This window comes from Enterococcus durans (assembly GCF_002277935.1).
Taxonomy (GTDB): domain Bacteria; phylum Bacillota; class Bacilli; order Lactobacillales; family Enterococcaceae; genus Enterococcus_B; species Enterococcus_B durans.
Genome location: NZ_CP022930.1, coordinates 1,266,648 through 1,284,134, shown reverse-complemented (window position 1 = coordinate 1,284,134; position 17,487 = coordinate 1,266,648). Strand labels below are relative to the sequence as shown.

The window sequence follows — 17,487 nt, the reverse complement described above, 5'->3', positions numbered from 1 at the left end:
AAAATCAGTTTTGCCACAGACTCTAACTCCGAATAAACGGTGGGAGCAGAAGTAACTCCTTCGGAAATAAGCCGAAATTCACAAAAATTTGAAAAGCAATTTTCGTTAATTTCTTCTTATTTCTCGGAGTTAAACACTTCTGTCCCAACCCTTTTTTAAACACTTTTGTCCGACCTCTTTTTGTTACTTCTAAGCTCACACGTTGTTTAAGGTTGTTTCCCGATATACGCTAGAATACCGCCGTCTACATAAAGGATATGCCCATTGACGAAATCAGAAGCGCTAGATGCTAAGAATACAGATGGACCAGCTAAATCGACTGGTTCACCCCAACGTGCTGCTGGTGTACGTCCAACGATGAATTGATCAAATGGATGACGTTCTCCATTTTCTTGCTTTTCTCTCAAAGGTGCTGTTTGTGGTGTGGCGATGTAGCCAGGGCCGATGCCATTACATTGGATGTTGTATTGACCATATTCAGAAGCAATATTCTTTGTCAACATCTTCAAGCCGCCTTTAGCAGCTGCATAAGCACTAACTGTTTCACGACCTAATTCACTCATCATTGAACAAATATTGATGATTTTACCGCCACCTTTTTCGATCATATCCGGAATAACTGCTTTTGATACGATAAAAGGTGCATTTAGATCCACATCGATCACTTGACGGAAATCTGCCGCATCCATCTCGATCATCGGAGTGCGCTTGATGATCCCAGCGTTATTGACCAAAATATCAACAGAGCCAACTTCTTCTTTGATTTGTTTGACCATTGCTTGAACTGCAGGCTCGTCTGTTACGTCACAAACATACCCTTTTGCTTCGATCCCGGCTTCTTTATAGTGCGCTACCCCTTCATCGACTGATTCTTGTGACAAATTATTGAACACGATCGTTGCCCCGGCTGCTGCCAGTGAACGAGCGATCTCAAACCCAATTCCGTAAACAGCACCAGTTACTAGTGCTACTTTTCCATCTAAACGAAACATATCCATTGTAAATTCCATTTTTTATCCTCCTTCTTATTTCAACTGATCCATTGGTACCATATCCATATCGGTATACGTGATATTTTCTCCACACATTGCCCAAATAAATGAATAATTGCTCGTTCCGACACCAGAGTGAATCGACCAACTTGGAGAAGTAACTGCTTGCTCGTTGTCCACTACTAAGTGTTTTGTTTCATCAGGTTTACCCATCATATGGAAAACACGTGTATCTTCTTTGGCAAAATCAAAATAAACATAAGCTTCCATGCGGCGTTCATGTGTATGACATGGCATCGTATTCCAAGAACTACCTGGCTCTAAAATAGTGTAACCCATCTGTAACTGGCAGCTTTCGCAAACATTTGGATGGATATATTGATAGATTTTGCGTTCATTCAATGACAACCCTTCGCCTGTTTCCATTGGTTTCACTTGATCGATGCTGATTTTGACATTTGGATATTTATGGTGTGCTGGTACTGAACTAATGTAAAATTTTGCTGGATTTTCTGGATCTTTTGAAGAAAATACGACATGCTTTGTTTCTTTGCCGATGTAATAGCCATCTTGCTTTTTCATGTCTTCTTTCTTTCCTTCGATTTCGATGAATCCAGGTCCACCAATATTGATTACCCCTAATTCACGACGTTCCAAGAAATATTCAACACCTAATTCTTTATCCAGCGTGATTTCTAATTCTTTTTCTGTTGGTGTTACTCCGCCAAAAATCATGCGGTCATTGTGGGTATAAGTCAAACTGATTTTTCCAGGTTCAAATACTTTCTCCACTAAAAATTCTTTTCTTAATTGTTCTGTTGAATAATGACGAATATCTTCCGGACTATGTGTATAACGTGTTTCCATTTCTTGCATGTTTATCTTCTCCTTTTTATCTTATGATTTTTCCTGAGCCGTACGCTAAAAAGCGAGCGACTTCTGATTGATCAAATTGGTTACAATCCCCATGGACGGTGTGTTTCAAAGCAGATGCAGCAGTTGCAAAATCAATGATCTCTTGTGGCGTATTTTTTTCTAAAATGCCATGTAAGACCCCACCGGCAAAAGCATCCCCACCTCCCACGCGGTCCACGATAGGTGTAATTTCATGTACTTGTGATTCGAAATATCCATGATCCATCCATAAAGTACCTTGTAACTCATTGTCACTAGCGGAATGAACTTTTCGTTTCGTCGAATAAAAAACATTGATGTTTGGATATTTTTCTTGCATTTTCTGGTAATAATAAATCAACGGTTGTTCCACTTCTTCTGGAGCATCTTTGATACCTAATAGATAACGAGCATCTAGTTCGCCAGCGGAACAAATATCGACATACGGTAATAATTGTTGGATTGTTTCACTTGCTTCTTTTGGTGTCCAAAGCTTTCCTCGATAATTGATATCAAAACTGACTAAGCAGCCCATTTTCTTCGCTTCTTGCATGAGTTTCTTTGTGAGGACTCGCCAAGCTTGTGACAACGCCGGTGTAATTCCCGAAATATGGAAGATCTCTGCTCCTTGGAACAGCTGTTTGCCGTTCCATTCATCTTCTTCCATCAGTGCAAAGCTCGAACCCGCTCGGTCATAAATAACGGAAGCCGCTCGTTCCCCGACCCCAGTTTCCATATAATAAGAACCTAACCGCGGACCACCGAATAAAAGATGTGTTGTATCCACACCATAACTTTGCAGATGTTTTTTAACGGCCTTCCCTATTGCATGGTCAGGAACCTTGGAAGCAAAACCAACCTCATGTCCATAATTAGCTAATGAGATGGCCACATTTGCTTCACCACCGCCGTAATGCGCGTGGAAAGTTTCACTGGTTTCAAGTCTTTTCCCCTGATCGGTTGATAAACGCAACATGATTTCACCTAATGTGATTGCTTTCCCCATCGCACCTACCCCTTTATTTCTTGTAATTTCGCGACGTATTGCTGAGCCACTTCGGTTACTTTATCAAAGTCGCCTGTTGCGGCAGGAGCCAATAAATTGCCTCCTACACCTACAGTGATCACGCCGGCATCGAACCAATCCTTCATATTATCTAAACTGACTCCACCAGTCGGCATGATATTGAGTTGCGGCATTGGCGCTTTAAATGCAGTAACGATACTAGGACCATAGGCGCTACCTGGAAATAATTTGACGATATCCACACCACTCTTAAGTGCTGTTTTCATTTCATCGATCGTCATGCATCCTGGCAAGTAAGGTATCTGATACAAATTACATAACTCAGCCGTTTCTTTGTCAAAACAAGGACTGACAATATATTCAGCTCCTGCCAAAATAGCTAATCGTGCTGTTACAGCATCTAAGACTGTTCCCGCACCGATCACCACATCTTTTTGATCTTTGTAGATCGACAATAATTCTTTGATCACTTGATCTGCTTGTGGGACAGTAAATGTCAGTTCAAGCCCTTTTAGCCCACCTTTGACTATTGCTTGGCAAGCACTGAGCGCTTCTTCTTTCGTCTCTCCACGGACAACAGCGATTACTCCAGCTTTTTTTAAACGTGTCAAAATGTCTAGTTTTTTCATTTTTTTCACCCGTTTCCTATAAAGAAATTTAGTTTTATAATTTGGAAATCTATATCCATATTATACGACAGTGGCGAAAAAATGCAAACGCTTTTTCATTTTTTTTTGAGTGTTTTTTCAATTTCTTCTTTCGTTTGTTTGATTGATTGGATGATTTTATCTTTTACTTCAGGTGTCAAACGATATTTAGGCATGCTAATGCTAAAAGCCCCGATGATTTCCTCTCCTTTGACAATCGAAGCCCCGATACAAAAAATATCCTTTTCGACTTCTTCGTCATCAAAAGCAACCTGGGTCATTTTTACTTCATCAAGTTCTTTTCTCAGTTTCAAACTATTCGTTATTGTATATTCTGTATATGGGATCAATTGGTGTGACTCCACATACTTTTCATACTGCGGTTCAGCGAACTCAGCTAATACGGCTTTCCCCATAGCCGAGCTATATAAAGGCCTTGTGATTCCTATTTTAGAAGACATTCTGATTGTCTGGTTTTTGGGATCTAGTTTATTGACGTATAATATTTCCTCGTTGTCCAGCACACCTAAGTGAATCGTTTCGTCAATCGTTTCCTGTAATTTTTCTAAATATGGTCGCGTGATTTCAACTAAATCGATCTGATCGATATTTTTATTGGCATAACGCACAAGTTTCCCGCCTAAGCGATAATTTTTCTCTGTACTCTTATTGACATACCCAATCAGCAGTAATGTATCTAAAATTTTCAATACTGTCGATGGTGTCATATCTGTGCCTTTCGCAATTTCTTGCAAAGAAGTGTCTGGCTGCTCCGCCAAAAAATCTAAAATAATCGATGCTTTGATCAGCACCGTACCGTAAGGTTTCTTTTTTTCCATATCGCTTCCTCCTATTTCTATATAGGAAATTATAATCAAATTAGACGGAAATTGAAAGGGATTTCTATTAAAAAAAGAATTCAGCCTAAAAATAAATGATAAATTGCTTCAATAAAATTGAAAAAGAGTGTGACAAATTTCTCGACACACTCTTTTTGAATAAATGGCATTCTAAACGCAAATTTTCCGGAAAATACATCAAGATTCTTATAGTTGATTACTTCTGACTAATTACTTTGTACTCTCTGATTTCAGAAAAAACGGATATACATTCCTACTTGTTACCTCTCTCTACTTTTTTTATTTTCATTTGTAGGTTGAAGACTTCTCACTTGAGCAGCTTTTGTGATAGCTGATTTTTGATAATTTTCTAATTTTGTTTTGAAACTTCCCTTTAATTCTTCATGTAGTTCAATATCAGCTTGTAGAACCTGTTTTTTAAGCAACAGTTTGCTTGCATTCTTCTCTCCTGATTTCTTGATATCTTCTTCTACTGCATTCAGCATATGAGAAAAATTGTTTATCTTATCCGTCATTTCCACCAATTTTTTCTTGGTTAGTTCCCGAATTTCATTAAGATCAGCTTCAAGAATAATGGAACGACTGTCCGCTGCATCATAGTTAGAGCCTTCCATATGATCATCCATATGTTGTTGTGACTTCTCTATTCCTGAAATTTCATTCTTTTCAAATCCAGATCCTTTTGAATTCATGCCCTTTTCAGAATCGGAACCACTGGCTATCTGACTGTCAGCTGAACGAATTTCGCTAGTCGTCGACCCTTGATTTTCAAAAACTCTTACACTTTCATATGATCCCTCAGAAATAATCGATAACCTTGTAGATGAGTCACTCTCTTTATTTACACCTAATTTATTGTGGTCATAATCCTCCACTCTTTGTTTAAAATCAGTGAGAGCAGGATTGGATGTCTCTATGATAGGTAAATAGAATGGATAATCTACAAGATCTCTTTTACGTTCGTCAGCACTCTTAAGATTATGTATGACTTTCTTCACGGTCGCTGTCTGTCTATTTTTTTCAGAGATACTCATTTTTTTAGTCTCCATTTGTTTATACTCTGCAGTAAGCGAAACTAAAAAAGAATAATATTTTGCATGATTATTTTGGGCGATCCAACACTCTTTCTTATACCTGTTAATCTCATTGATACCGTCCTCTCGTGTTTTCTCTACAGGATTTTCAGACTGTTTTGCTCGCAGGTATGAATTGGATAGTGGGACAAGCCCCTCAATTTTAAGGCCATCCAGCTTGTGGTTAAGCGCTATCATTTTATCTAGTATTTGCGGGCTTTCTTTTCTTAAATTCCCAATCGTTTGTGAGAGTTCTCTATCAGATAATTCGACTATAGACAGATCCAATACTGCTTGATACTTAGAACTCAGTTCCTTCCTCAATCGATTCATACCTTTTATCTCAACTGCCATGATCTCAAGATTGTGTTTCTTTTCTTTTAGAAAATCGATATAACTAAAAAACTTTTTTAATTCAACTAGTTCCTTATTTACTTCCGCTAGTCTCTTTTTTCCATATTCTCTTGTCAGTGGATCATTTGTATTTGCGGTTACTTGGAATGCTTCTATTTCAGACTGTTTTTCTTTTTCTAATATAGAATAAAAAGTCTCATGCCTCATTAGTGTATCTTTACTCTGCAATTTTTTTAGCATCTCTTCTAACTGACTGATTTCAATAGTCAATTTTTGGTGTTTCTCATATTCACCAGCTCCTACTAATTGGTTCGTTCGTGCTAAGGTATCCAATTCTACCTGTAGTTCTTCTTTTTCTTTCTTTAGATCCTTTATTTCAGATACCATTTCTTTCATTCTTTTTTTTATTTTTTCCTCTGCCAAATCATACATGCTCATTCCTCCTTATAATTTACTAACGATATTTATCTTACTATGGAATCTTTGTATTGCTTGAACGATATTTCCTGACAACAAAAAATACAGTTTCCGCAGATGATTTTGAGGTTTTCCTCATGATTTTCTCGTAACCCCCCGAGTATTCTTCCATCTCATTTAACTCTCGAATAAACGGCGGGAGCAGAAGCAACTCCTTCGGAAATAAGCCGAAATTCACAAAAATTTGAAAAGCAATTTTCGTTCATTTCTTCTTATTTCTCGGAGTTAAACACTTCTGTCCCAGCCTCTCTCAAATAAACGGTGTCCAAAAGTCAGTTTTTTCGGAAATTAAAAAAACGAGCAATACAAAAAACGTATTGTTCGTTTTTCTCTCCAATTTCTCAAACCTAAACGACTTTTGTCTCGACCTCGTTCTAAATATGAATAAAGGAAGCTAGCAGAAGCGCAACTCTTTCGAAAAACAAACCAAAATTTACAAAAATCAGAAAAGCAATTTCTGTGAATTTCTTCTTATCCTCGGAGTAAGACACATCCCGACCTTTCTAAAGTTTTGTTCTATTACATTATATGTATGGCTACGACTCTTGCATTTTAGATCAGCTAGAGATCCGCTAGTTATGCCAATTCTGTTACTACTTCTTTCTTGGTTCGAGACTTCGCTTGTGGTTTGTGGCTGCTTTTATCTTTGCTTACTTCTTTTGATCGATCTGTTACCTGCTCAAATGATTGCTGTGGGTCCTCCTTCGATTTATCTGTTGGATTCTGGAGTTGTGCACACTTTTTTTGCTTATCTGTTAGTTCTTTTTCGTAAGAACTAATCCTATTATCTAACTTCTTGATCGTTCCTTTACTAAAGAAATTACGTATCCTTCCTATAAGGGTTTTTCCACGATCTGTGAATACTTCTCGCTGTGTTATAGCTTTCCCAAGTTCTTCCTTAATGATGGAGATACCGTTATTCAATACGAATATTTCTTTGTAATTTTTGGATATGCCTGTTTCATCCTTAACGACCTGACCGTTAACAGTTGAATACCTTGGATAACTCTGTTTCGAAGGTGCCGCTTGTTTCTTCACTTCTGTCGGTGTTCCCTTGTTCTCTGGTACTTTTACGGCTACGGCTTCTTTTACCACGTCCGTAGAGGTTTCTTTAGCATCAAATTCATTAGATACTAAACTAACCCGTCCACTCACACTTGGATTTGACGCTTGTGTAAAACTTTCTTGATCTTTTGTAGCTCCTTGTCCACTAGGAATCGGCACTTCCTGATAAAATGTCTGGTCTTTTTTCTGATCATTTTTATCTGGCATTTCTACTTTGCTTGTTTGTTGTCTTGCTTCAACAGCTTTTTGAAGTCGTGACACAAATTTTATTACATCAACGGAAGCAGGCTTCCTCATTCTATTTCCCTTCAACTTCTCTTCATAATCTTTTAGTGCATCTGCTACTACATAGTTTTGCTGGTAAAAGTTATTGACCATTACAACACAATTTTTCTTATATTTTTCTGCATTATTGAGTATGTTTTGGGCTGTTTTATTTTTCTCAAAAGATTTCTCTGGAATAGTTGTTTCAATAAAATTATTATAAGTAAGTTGATCTACATCTTTAAGTAATTTCTTCTGACCCTCAGTTACGATATTATCTAATTGATTGTATAATTTCTCCAATACATTTCCTTGATACTTAGATATTTCCGTAAGTAGTTTATCCGTTTTTTGGTTCTCATTACCATAATAGTCTCTTTTCTGCCTTCCACTTGCTAGTAGCTGGCTGATCCCTTTTGAAATTTCATCTTTTGGTTTCTGTTCAATTAAATATAGATATTGTTTATCGATTCCTTTTATTTTTTCATTCACAATATTCAGTTTTTTTATCCAATTTGCTTCCTCACTAGGATTAATATACCTACCACCTAGTTTCTTCTCTAAACTAGTTCGTTCTGCTTTTAAATTAGAGACTTCTATTTCATGAAGTGCCTTATGCGATATACTTGGATCAGGATTGCTAAGAGTCTTTATCTCCTGTCTCAAGTATAGGATTCGATCCACTTTACTATCATCGTATCTTGACAACTGTTGCTCTAATTTTTCTAGCCTTTTTAACTCATCCTCTCTTTTGCTAAGTTCTGCTTTTCGTTTGTCTTCATTTATTTTTTTATAGTTCGGTTCTGTAGCCATATCATTTCTCCTTTTCATTTTCTATCGTAACTATTAGTTTAGCATGCTGTTCTCAGTATTCTAAAACTATTATTTCTTATAAAAAACTTTATTGAAAATAGCAAAACGGTCATTGTAAGAAGAGTGCTAAACATAAAAAAGCCTCTCAATCGAGAAACGGTTTTCCATAATAGAAATCAGGTAAGAAACTTGATATCTATTCGGATTCGTCCTTTGATTTGAGAGACTTTCTTATTTGACTAGGTTGCTTATTGATTACCCGTTATACGCATCAACAATGATTTGTTTCAATTCGCTGATCAACGGTTCTTTTGGATTTGCTGTCGTACATTGATCTTCGTATGCAAGTTCTGCCATACGATCAACTGTTGAATCTAATATTTCTTGTGTCACACCTTGTGCTTTCAAATTCATATCGATTCCTACAGCTTGTCCTAATTCATAAACAGCTGTTGCTAATGCTTCCACTAGTTCTTCCGTTGTATTTCCTTTTAGACCCAAGAATTTTGCAATATCTGCATAATCTGTATCTGCACGGAAATAATCATATTTAGGGAACATTGCATGTTTTTGTGGATCTTTTGCATTGTAGCGGATGATATGTGGTAACAAGATCGCATTCGTACGACCATGTGGGATACCATATTCTCCACCGATTTTATGTGCGACTGAGTGACAAATACCTAGGAATGCATTCGCAAACGCCATACCAGCCATTGTAGAAGCGTTATGCATTTTTTCACGTGATTCCATATCTGGTGTTTTCACTGATTTTTCTAAATAGTCAAAGACTATTTTGATTGCTTGTAAACTTAATCCTCTTGTATAATCTGAGGCCATTACTGAAACATACGATTCGATTGCATGTGTCAACACATCCATACCTGTATCTGCAGTAACTGATGCTGGAACTGACATTACAAACTGCGGGTCAACGATTGCCACATCTGGTGTCAATGCATAATCAGCTAATGGATATTTCACATGTGTTTCACTGTCTGTGATAACGGCAAATGGTGTCACTTCTGAACCTGTTCCTGAAGTTGTTGGGATACATACAAATTGAGTTTTTTCTGGCTTATCGATTTTATACGTACGTTTACGGATATCTAAGAATTTTTGTTTTGCGCCAAAGAAAGAAGTATCTGGGTGTTCATAGAACATCCACATGCCTTTAGCCGCATCCATTGCAGATCCTCCACCTAAAGCGATCACTGTATCTGGTTTGAAATCAGCCATTAGTTTTGTTCCCGCATAGACAGTATTTGTTGAAGGGTTTGGTTCAACATCTGAGAAGACTTCGATTTTCACATCATTCTTACGACGTGCCAATACTTCTCGAACCGTATCGCAATAACCAAACTGAACCATACCTGGATCACAAACGATCATCACGCGTTCCACATTTTCCATTTTTTCTAAATAAAGCAAAGAGTTCTTTTCAAAGAAGATTTTTGGTGGTAATTTGAACCATTGCATATTATTTCTCCGTTTCGCTACAGTTTTGACATTGATTAAGTTCACCGCTGAGACGTTTCTAGATACAGAGTTCTTCCCATATGAACCACAGCCTAATGTTAGAGATGGAATCATTTCATTGTAAATATTTCCGATTCCGCCTTCTGCTGATGGTGTATTCACTAAGATACGGCAAGCTTTCATACGTAAACCGAATTTCACATGTAGATCTTCATCTTCTGAGTGAATAACTGCTGTATGTCCTAATCCGCCCAAATTAAGCATTCCTTCACATAATTCAAAAGCGTGTTCCGTACTATTTGCTTTGACCATTGCTAAGACTGGTGAAAGTTTTTCGCGAGATAACGGATAATCTGCACCAACACCTGCTAGTTCTGCTACTAACATTTTTGTTCCTCCAGGTACTTTGATACCTGCTAATTTTGCGATTTCTACAGCAGAATGACCAACGATTGCTGGATTGACTGCGTATTTTCCTTCATTCATCACTGCATCTTCTAATTGTGAAAGTTCTGTAGGTTTCACGAAGTACACTTGATGCGCTTGGAATTCTGCTTTTACAGCTGCATAGATTTCTTTGTCAACGATCACTGCTTGTTCAGAAGCACAGATCATACCGTTGTCAAATGTTTTTGAAACGATCAAATCATTTACTGCACGTTTGATTTTTGCTGTTTTTTCAATGTAGGCAGGTACATTACCAGGTCCCACGCCTAATGCTGGTTTTCCTGTTGAGTAAGCTGATTTGACCATGCCTGCTCCACCAGTTGCTAATACAATTGCAATACCCGGATGATTCATTAGCGCAGATGTCGCATCAATTGATGGATGTTCGATCCATTGGATACAATTTTCTGGCGCGCCAGCTGCAATCGCTGCATCACGTACTACGCGTGCTGCTTCAGCAGAAGACTTTTGAGCACTTGGATGGAATGCGAATACGATCGGATTTCTTGTTTTCAAAGCGATCATCGATTTGAAGATTGTCGTTGAAGTAGGATTCGTTGTCGGTGTTACCCCACAAACGACACCAACTGGTTCAGCAATCTCAATCAATCCTTTTTGGGTATCTTCGTTGATGACACCCACTGTTTTGTCATGTTTGATATTGTTCCAAATGTATTCAGAAGCATACATATTTTTGATAGCTTTATCTTCATAGATCCCACGGCCTGTTTCTTCAACTGCCATTTTGGCAAGGGGCATATGTTGGTCTAAGGCTGCCATTGCCATTTCATGTACGATATGGTCCACTTTTTCTTGATCAAAATTTTCCATTTCTTTTAACGCGACATTTGCTTTGGTTGCTAACTCATCGATCATTGCTTGGACATCGATCGTTTTTGGTTGTTCTTTTTCCATTACTTTAGCCATTATAGTCCTCCTACTAGGTCCTGGTTATTTGTTAATTATTTCACATACACATCATACAATAAAATTTTTCTTATGTAAACACTTTTTTGTGATTTTTTTCACAGTTTTAAAAATACGTATAAATCCCTATTAATTCAATAAAAAAGATAGGTGTATTAGATATTTTCAACTCCCTATGTATACATTGCCGTTAAATAATCTTATTCAACTATTAACAAACTTGTTTTTTACTAACAAAAAAGCGTAGGACACAAGTAAAAGATCTCTTGCATCCTACACTCTCGAATAAGCTGTATTTAAGAAGCCTCGCCTCAGCGATAAGACAAATCTAAACATCAGATTTGCTACAAAATCTCGAATAAACGAAAGTCCAAAAGTCAGGTTTTTCGGAAATTTCAAGAAAAACAGACAATACAAAAAAGCATATTGTTCGTTTTTCTCTCCAATTTCTCAAACCTAAACGACTTTTGTCTTGACCTCTTTTTACTCAACGCGAAGTGCTTCTTTCACAATTTTTTGTGAAACTGCTTATTTAACTTCTTTGTGATCCTCTGGTTCTTCTACAGTGGTAGTGATTTCTTCTTTCACTTCTACTGTTTCAGCTGTTTCGGCATCTTTAGGTTCAACTGGTTCTTCTACTGGTGTAACGACAGTATCGTTTGCCACGACAGTCCCAGGTTTCACCGTCTTGATTGCTGCTCGATCGTACTCTAAGAAAATCCCTTCACAGTCTAAAACAACTGTGCGTTTTTCATTATCGACTTCTGAAACAACACCATGCAATCCGCCAATAGTCACTACTTCATCGCCTTGTTTCATACTATCTAGCAAACTTTGACGTTCTTGTTGTTGTTTCTTTTGTGAGCGTGACATAAAAAACCACATTCCTAAAATAACCACGAACATCACTAACATTGGTAATGAGCCCATTTTTTTCACCTCGCTAACATGTATCTACAAACTCAACTTTAGCAGAAAAACCTGCTAGACACTAGTTTTTTACATAAATTTAGATAAAAATATTAGAAACTTTTGGCATTTTCTTTATTAAAGCCATATTCTTCGAAAAAGGCTGCACGAAATTCCAATAAGTTATCATCCATAATCGCTTGACGAACTTGTTTCATCAAATTCAACAAGAAGTATAGATTGTGGTAGGAAGTCAAACGGATACCAAATGTTTCATCACATTTGATCAGATGACGTATATACGCACGTGTATAGTTCTTACATGTATAGCAATCACATTTTTCATCGATTGGACGAAAATCACGTGCATATTGCGCGTTTTTAACAACTAATCGACCTTGTGACGTCATACATGTTCCATTTCTAGCAATACGTGTAGGTAACACGCAATCGAACATATCCACACCGCGGATCACTCCATCGATCAATGAGTCAGCTGCACCAACCCCCATTAGATAGCGCGGTTTATTTTCTGGAATCAATGGTGTCGTAAATTCTAACACTCGATTCATTTCTGCTTTAGGTTCACCAACAGATAATCCGCCGATTGAATAACCAGGGAAATCCATACCGACTAAGTCTTTTGCACTTTGGCGACGCAGGTCTTCAAAGCCCGCTCCTTGGATGATCCCGAATAATCCTTGTCGATCTGGATTGGCATGTGCCTTCAAACCTCTTTCTGCCCAACGAGATGTCCGTTCCACTGATTTTTTGACATAGTCATAACTTTCATCAAACGGGGGACATTCATCGAAACTCATCATGATGTCTGAACCAAGTTTATTTTGGATATTGATTGCTTTTTCTGGAGATAGGAACATTTTTGAACCATTCAAATGGTTTTTGAAATGTACGCCTTCTTCCTCGATGTTTCGCATATCACTTAATGAGAAGACTTGGAAGCCTCCTGAATCAGTTAAAATCGGCTGATCCCAATTCATAAATTTATGCAAGCCACCAGCTTCTTCTACTAGGTCTTCGCCAGGACGTAGCCACAAATGGTAGGTATTACTTAAAATGACCCCCGCACCCATTGCTTTTAACTCTTCCGGTGACATTGTTTTTACTGTTGCTAATGTACCTACAGGCATGAACATTGGTGTGGGAAATGTCCCATGAGGGGTAATCAATTCACCAAGACGGGCACCCGTGTGTTTTTCTTTTTTGATTAAACGATAACGAATGGCAGGTTGTGACATTCAATTCCCTACTTTCTTTAAAAATAATCGCAATGACAACTCCCACCATCATAATCGTTTCACCTACTTTTTGCAAGACCTCTTCCTTTATTCCATTTTTATTTAATACCCCTTTTTTGAATTTTTTTAATAACTCCTAACTTTTTTAAAAGCCAAAATGGTTCTTCTTTGTTATACTGTTCACATCAATTAAAAGAGGAGTGAAAAATATGTTATCTTCAAAAGAACTGAAACAACAGGCAAAAGACAGTTTAAGAGGTCGTTGGGGGCAAGCAGTCTTATTGAATCTGATTCCAACATTGATTGCCATTGCTATTATCCTTATCATTGCTGTCCCTACTGCTTTGCTATTTGTCAATTTCTATAGTGATCCTACAGCGGTCCAAGATATGGCGGCAAACAATACCAGTGGTGGGGCAAGTAGTGGTGGCGGGATCATCTCTTCTATCATCAGTGCATTGTTCATGAGTGGGATCTCTTGGACATACTTAGATCTCTTACGTGGAACTAAGACACAGATCGAACCGTTTAAAGATGCTTTTCGCGGATTTTCTGGTTTGTTCATCGGCGGGATCATTTTATTAGCACTTTTAACATCAATCTTTATTACCTTGTGGGCATTACTTTTGGTTATTCCTGGGATCATCAAAAGTTATTCTTATTCTCAAAGTTACTTTATCTATTATGATATCGTCACAGATACTGGAGAAAAACCTGGCGTCTTAGATACGATCACAGCAAGTCGTAAATTGATGGATGGCTATAAAGGAAAATTATTCTGGTTGGATCTTACCTTTATCGGCTGGCACATTTTAGCGATGTTAACATTTGGAATCGGTTATCTATGGTTGAATCCTTATATCTCTGCAACAAAAGCAGCATTTTATAATGAACTACCAAAAGAAGTTTAAACGTTCTAGATAAAGCAAAAAAGGTTACTGCCCCAAGCAGTAACCTTTTTTATTTATCATTCTTCCTCTTCTTCTGCTTCTGGTAATTGATGGAATTTGATCAACTCGACGACCGCAATTGGTACGATCGATAATAATCCCACTAAGAGCCAGTGATTCAAACTAATGTGGACTAAATTGAATAGTGTCTGCGTAAATGGTAATAATGCAACTGCCGTAGTGATGACGATCGATAGAACAGCCATTTCTAGTAACGATTTATTCGTTGCTAGGTTCACTTTGAAGATCGACTGGCTACTGCGCACATTGAAGACATGTAAGATTGACGAATACGCCAATACCAAGAAAGCAACTGTTTGCCCTACTTCTTGACTTGCTTCTACCCATGGACTGATCGTATTTACAAATGTTCCTAAATAGTAACCAAATAAAGTAACGACTGTAAAAACACTCGCATTGATGGCGATCTTCTGCATCAGACCACGAGCAAATATCCCCTCATTTTTAGGAATCGGTGCTTCATTCATGATCCCTTTCTCAGCAGGCTCTCTTCCTAAAGCGAATCCTGGCAATCCATCTGCTACGACATTGACAAATAGCAACTGAACAGCCGTGAATGGCGCTCCCCAACCTAATAACATCGCAATCAACACAATGAAAATCTCAGAAATATTACAACTCAATAGAAAATTGATTGCCTTACGGATATTTTGATAAACCGAGCGTCCTTGACTTACTGCATCAACGATCGTAGCAAAATTATCATCTGTCAAAATCATATCCGAAGCACTCTGCGCAACATCTGTTCCTGCAATGCCCATCGCACAGCCAACATCACTTGCCTTTAAAGCTGGAGCATCATTGACCCCATCTCCAGTCATTGCTACTACAGCACCTGTTCGTTGCCATGATTTTACGATACGAATCTTATCTTCTGGAGTCACACGAGCATAAACCGAAAGCTCCTGTACCCGTTCATCTAGTTCTTCATCTGACAATGCTTGTAATTCAGAACCGGAAAGCGCCTCCGATGGATGAGATAAGATCCCTAATTCTTTTGCAATGGCGCTGGCAGTCACGACATGGTCCCCTGTGATCATCACCGTTTTGATGCCCGCTTTTTTCGCGCGTTTGATTGCCCCTTTACTTTCTGGTCGTGGTGGGTCGATCATCCCGATCAAACCAATCAAGCGAAGATCATTTTCCAACGCTTCGGAGGTGATTTCTTGCGGCTCTTCGTCATATGTTCGATAGCCAACCGCAATCACACGTAACGCATTTTTACCAAAACGATCATTAACAGCAGTGGCTTGCTCCACATCACCTGAAGTAAAGCGTTCAGATAAAACATCAAATGCTCCCTTAGTGATTGAGATATATTTCTCCCCCATTTGATGGACTGTCGTCATCATCTTACGATCAGAATCAAATGGAAGTTCATCAATTCGTGGGTATTTTTCTTCTAATTCCTCTTTTGTATGATAATTTTCTTCTACAGCACGTACAATTGCCGCTTCAGTCGGATTTCCTTTCACGATAAGATCATCGTTTTCTTTTTCTACTGTAACGTCGGTACAAAGCGCCGCCATTTTCAAGATTTCCATCGCGCTGTTTGTCATGGAGTCCTCGATATCCGTTACTTCATCTTCTTTGCTCCAAACACGACGAACGCGCATTTTATTTTGGGTCAATGTACCAGTTTTATCCGAACAGATGACATTGGCTGTCCCTAAGGTCTCGACTGCTGGTAATTGACGGATAATCGCGTGCTTTTTAGCCATTTTCTGCACACCATATGCCAATGTCAGCGTAACGATAACGGTCAATGTTTCCGGTACAGCGGCTACTGCTAAAGAAACTGACGTCATAAACATTTCAAGCAATGGTTCACCTTGAAGTTCCCCGATAATAAAAACCAATACAGCAGCAGCTAGTGCAATCATGCTGATCCGTTTTCCTAGTTGATTCAACCGTATTTGTAAAGGTGTTTTTTGGGCTGTATGGTCATTCAAAAGACCAGCGATCTTACCCATTTCTGTGTCCATCCCAATAGCCGTAACGATTGCTTTTCCTCGACCAGCCGCTACAGTACATCCTTTAAAGACCATATTCAACTGATCGCCAAGCGACTCATCTTCTTTAGTGATGTAATCTGCCTCTTTTTCGACCGCTTCACTTTCACCTGTCAGTGCCGATTCTTCTACTCGCAACTGTGATGTTTCAACTAAACGAGCATCAGCGGCAATAGCAGAACCCGATTCTAAAACTAAGACATCGCCTACTACCAGATTTTCTGCATCAACTTTTTCTACTTTGCCATCGCGGATAACAGTTGCCGTCTGCTTGTTCATATCTTGCAATGACTCTAACGCTTTTTCTGCATTTCCTTCTTGCACGATCGCTAACACTGAGTTAATGATGACGATAGCAATGATCAAAAGACCTTCAAATAAGTCGCCATGTTCTGTTGCGAACGCTGTATAAAACGAAATGACTGCTGCTATAAGTAAAATGATCGTTGTAAAATCAGATAAACTCCGCAGAAATTTTTTTGTGATCGATTCTTTTGGTGCTTCATCAAATTGATTTTTTCCTTGCTGCTGACTTCGTTTTTCTGCTTCTCCCGTCGTCAGTCCTTGTTCAATATCTGTCTTTGTTTCCTGCTCTACTTCTTTCACCGTCTGCTTGTATTTGTCCATCCTATTCCTCCTTTAATATTGTACGCACAAAAAAGGTACTAATTTTACTATAACATCTTTTTTTTGATCCATTCAAGTATAGCGCTTAATGGTATCCAAATTAGATAGGTAGAAAAAAATACTTTTCTTTTGCAAACGCTATCAAACTATGATATTATATGGGTGTAAGGAAGGAGGATAACATCAAATAAACAGAAGAATTTCTCGATAGATTAGAATAGGCAAACAAAGTTGTTAGAAGTACAGGTTTCACCACTGATTACATGTAAAGTATACCTTTATAAATAGTGAATGCGTATGGATGTTTGGATGATCGAGTCTCCAAAACAAGAAGTAACAAGATACGTAACAAATGAATAACATGAACGTCTGAAAGTTGAATAGGAACAA

Annotated in this window: 12 protein-coding genes and 1 pseudogene; 1 reads left to right on the top strand and 12 read right to left on the bottom strand. The window is 38.2% G+C overall.

Going from position 1 to position 17,487, the window contains the following annotated elements:
• Window positions 1–206: 206 nt before the first annotated feature.
• The 11 genes and pseudogenes from CJZ72_RS06190 to tgt all read right to left on the bottom strand — a co-directional run bounded on the left by CJZ72_RS06190 (window position 207) and on the right by tgt (window position 13,487).
• Window positions 207–1,010: a gluconate 5-dehydrogenase gene (locus CJZ72_RS06190; protein ID WP_005875395.1), complete on the bottom strand. Its 804-nt coding sequence runs from the start codon at window positions 1,008–1,010 to the stop codon at window positions 207–209.
• A 15-nt stretch (window positions 1,011–1,025) separates the two neighbouring features.
• Window positions 1,026–1,868: a 5-dehydro-4-deoxy-D-glucuronate isomerase gene (gene kduI / locus CJZ72_RS06185; RefSeq protein WP_081133793.1), complete on the bottom strand. Its 843-nt coding sequence runs from the start codon at window positions 1,866–1,868 to the stop codon at window positions 1,026–1,028.
• Window positions 1,869–1,884: 16 nt separating this feature from the next.
• Window positions 1,885–2,892: a sugar kinase gene (locus CJZ72_RS06180; protein ID WP_095443688.1), complete on the bottom strand. Its 1,008-nt coding sequence runs from the start codon at window positions 2,890–2,892 to the stop codon at window positions 1,885–1,887.
• A gap of 5 nt (window positions 2,893–2,897) precedes the next feature.
• On the bottom strand, window positions 2,898–3,542 hold the full coding sequence (locus CJZ72_RS06175) for a bifunctional 4-hydroxy-2-oxoglutarate aldolase/2-dehydro-3-deoxy-phosphogluconate aldolase (RefSeq protein WP_081133791.1): 645 nt from the start codon (window positions 3,540–3,542) through the stop codon (window positions 2,898–2,900).
• A 95-nt stretch (window positions 3,543–3,637) separates the two neighbouring features.
• Complete coding sequence (locus CJZ72_RS06170; protein WP_005875388.1) at window positions 3,638–4,399, bottom strand: IclR family transcriptional regulator; 762 nt, start codon at window positions 4,397–4,399, stop codon at window positions 3,638–3,640.
• A 281-nt stretch (window positions 4,400–4,680) separates the two neighbouring features.
• Window positions 4,681–6,279, bottom strand: a complete 1,599-nt coding sequence (locus CJZ72_RS06165) for a hypothetical protein (protein ID WP_227260039.1) — start codon at window positions 6,277–6,279, stop codon at window positions 4,681–4,683.
• Window positions 6,280–6,448: 169 nt separating this feature from the next.
• A pseudogene (locus CJZ72_RS15045) lies at window positions 6,449–6,568 on the bottom strand (DUF3788 family protein); the annotation flags it as partial.
• Between the two features lie 332 nt (window positions 6,569–6,900).
• Window positions 6,901–8,466, bottom strand: a complete 1,566-nt coding sequence (locus CJZ72_RS06155; RefSeq protein ID WP_081133790.1) for a hypothetical protein — start codon at window positions 8,464–8,466, stop codon at window positions 6,901–6,903.
• A 255-nt stretch (window positions 8,467–8,721) separates the two neighbouring features.
• Window positions 8,722–11,319, bottom strand: coding sequence for a bifunctional acetaldehyde-CoA/alcohol dehydrogenase (adhE, locus tag CJZ72_RS06150; protein ID WP_081133789.1), 2,598 nt, complete (start codon window positions 11,317–11,319; stop codon window positions 8,722–8,724).
• Between the two features lie 528 nt (window positions 11,320–11,847).
• Window positions 11,848–12,249, bottom strand: coding sequence for a preprotein translocase subunit YajC (yajC, locus tag CJZ72_RS06145; RefSeq protein WP_005875384.1), 402 nt, complete (start codon window positions 12,247–12,249; stop codon window positions 11,848–11,850).
• Window positions 12,250–12,341: 92 nt separating this feature from the next.
• Window positions 12,342–13,487, bottom strand: a complete 1,146-nt coding sequence (gene tgt, locus CJZ72_RS06140) for a tRNA guanosine(34) transglycosylase Tgt (RefSeq protein ID WP_081133788.1) — start codon at window positions 13,485–13,487, stop codon at window positions 12,342–12,344.
• Between the two features lie 209 nt (window positions 13,488–13,696).
• Between tgt and CJZ72_RS06135 the strand changes: the two genes are divergently transcribed.
• On the top strand, window positions 13,697–14,398 hold the full coding sequence (locus CJZ72_RS06135) for a DUF975 family protein (protein WP_016177244.1): 702 nt from the start codon (window positions 13,697–13,699) through the stop codon (window positions 14,396–14,398).
• A 56-nt stretch (window positions 14,399–14,454) separates the two neighbouring features.
• Here the strand turns inward: CJZ72_RS06135 and CJZ72_RS06130 are convergent, their stop codons facing one another.
• On the bottom strand, window positions 14,455–17,097 hold the full coding sequence (locus tag CJZ72_RS06130; RefSeq protein WP_081133787.1) for a calcium-translocating P-type ATPase, PMCA-type: 2,643 nt from the start codon (window positions 17,095–17,097) through the stop codon (window positions 14,455–14,457).
• Between the last annotated feature and the right edge of the window lie 390 nt (window positions 17,098–17,487).

Bases quoted from the DNA above. Each gene is read 5' to 3' on its own strand.
- CJZ72_RS06190 (WP_005875395.1), bottom strand. From the start codon at position 1,010: ATGGAATTTACAATGGATATGTTTCGTTTAGATGGAAAAGTAGCACTA.
- kduI (WP_081133793.1), bottom strand. From the start codon at position 1,868: ATGCAAGAAATGGAAACACGTTATACACATAGTCCGGAAGATATTCGT.
- CJZ72_RS06180 (WP_095443688.1), bottom strand. From the start codon at position 2,892: ATGGGGAAAGCAATCACATTAGGTGAAATCATGTTGCGTTTATCAACC.
- CJZ72_RS06175 (WP_081133791.1), bottom strand. From the start codon at position 3,542: ATGAAAAAACTAGACATTTTGACACGTTTAAAAAAAGCTGGAGTAATC.
- CJZ72_RS06170 (WP_005875388.1), bottom strand. From the start codon at position 4,399: ATGGAAAAAAAGAAACCTTACGGTACGGTGCTGATCAAAGCATCGATT.
- CJZ72_RS06165 (WP_227260039.1), bottom strand. From the start codon at position 6,279: ATGTATGATTTGGCAGAGGAAAAAATAAAAAAAAGAATGAAAGAAATG.
- CJZ72_RS06155 (WP_081133790.1), bottom strand. From the start codon at position 8,466: ATGGCTACAGAACCGAACTATAAAAAAATAAATGAAGACAAACGAAAA.
- adhE (WP_081133789.1), bottom strand. From the start codon at position 11,319: ATGGCTAAAGTAATGGAAAAAGAACAACCAAAAACGATCGATGTCCAA.
- yajC (WP_005875384.1), bottom strand. From the start codon at position 12,249: ATGGGCTCATTACCAATGTTAGTGATGTTCGTGGTTATTTTAGGAATG.
- tgt (WP_081133788.1), bottom strand. From the start codon at position 13,487: ATGTCACAACCTGCCATTCGTTATCGTTTAATCAAAAAAGAAAAACAC.
- CJZ72_RS06135 (WP_016177244.1), top strand. From the start codon at position 13,697: ATGTTATCTTCAAAAGAACTGAAACAACAGGCAAAAGACAGTTTAAGA.
- CJZ72_RS06130 (WP_081133787.1), bottom strand. From the start codon at position 17,097: ATGGACAAATACAAGCAGACGGTGAAAGAAGTAGAGCAGGAAACAAAG.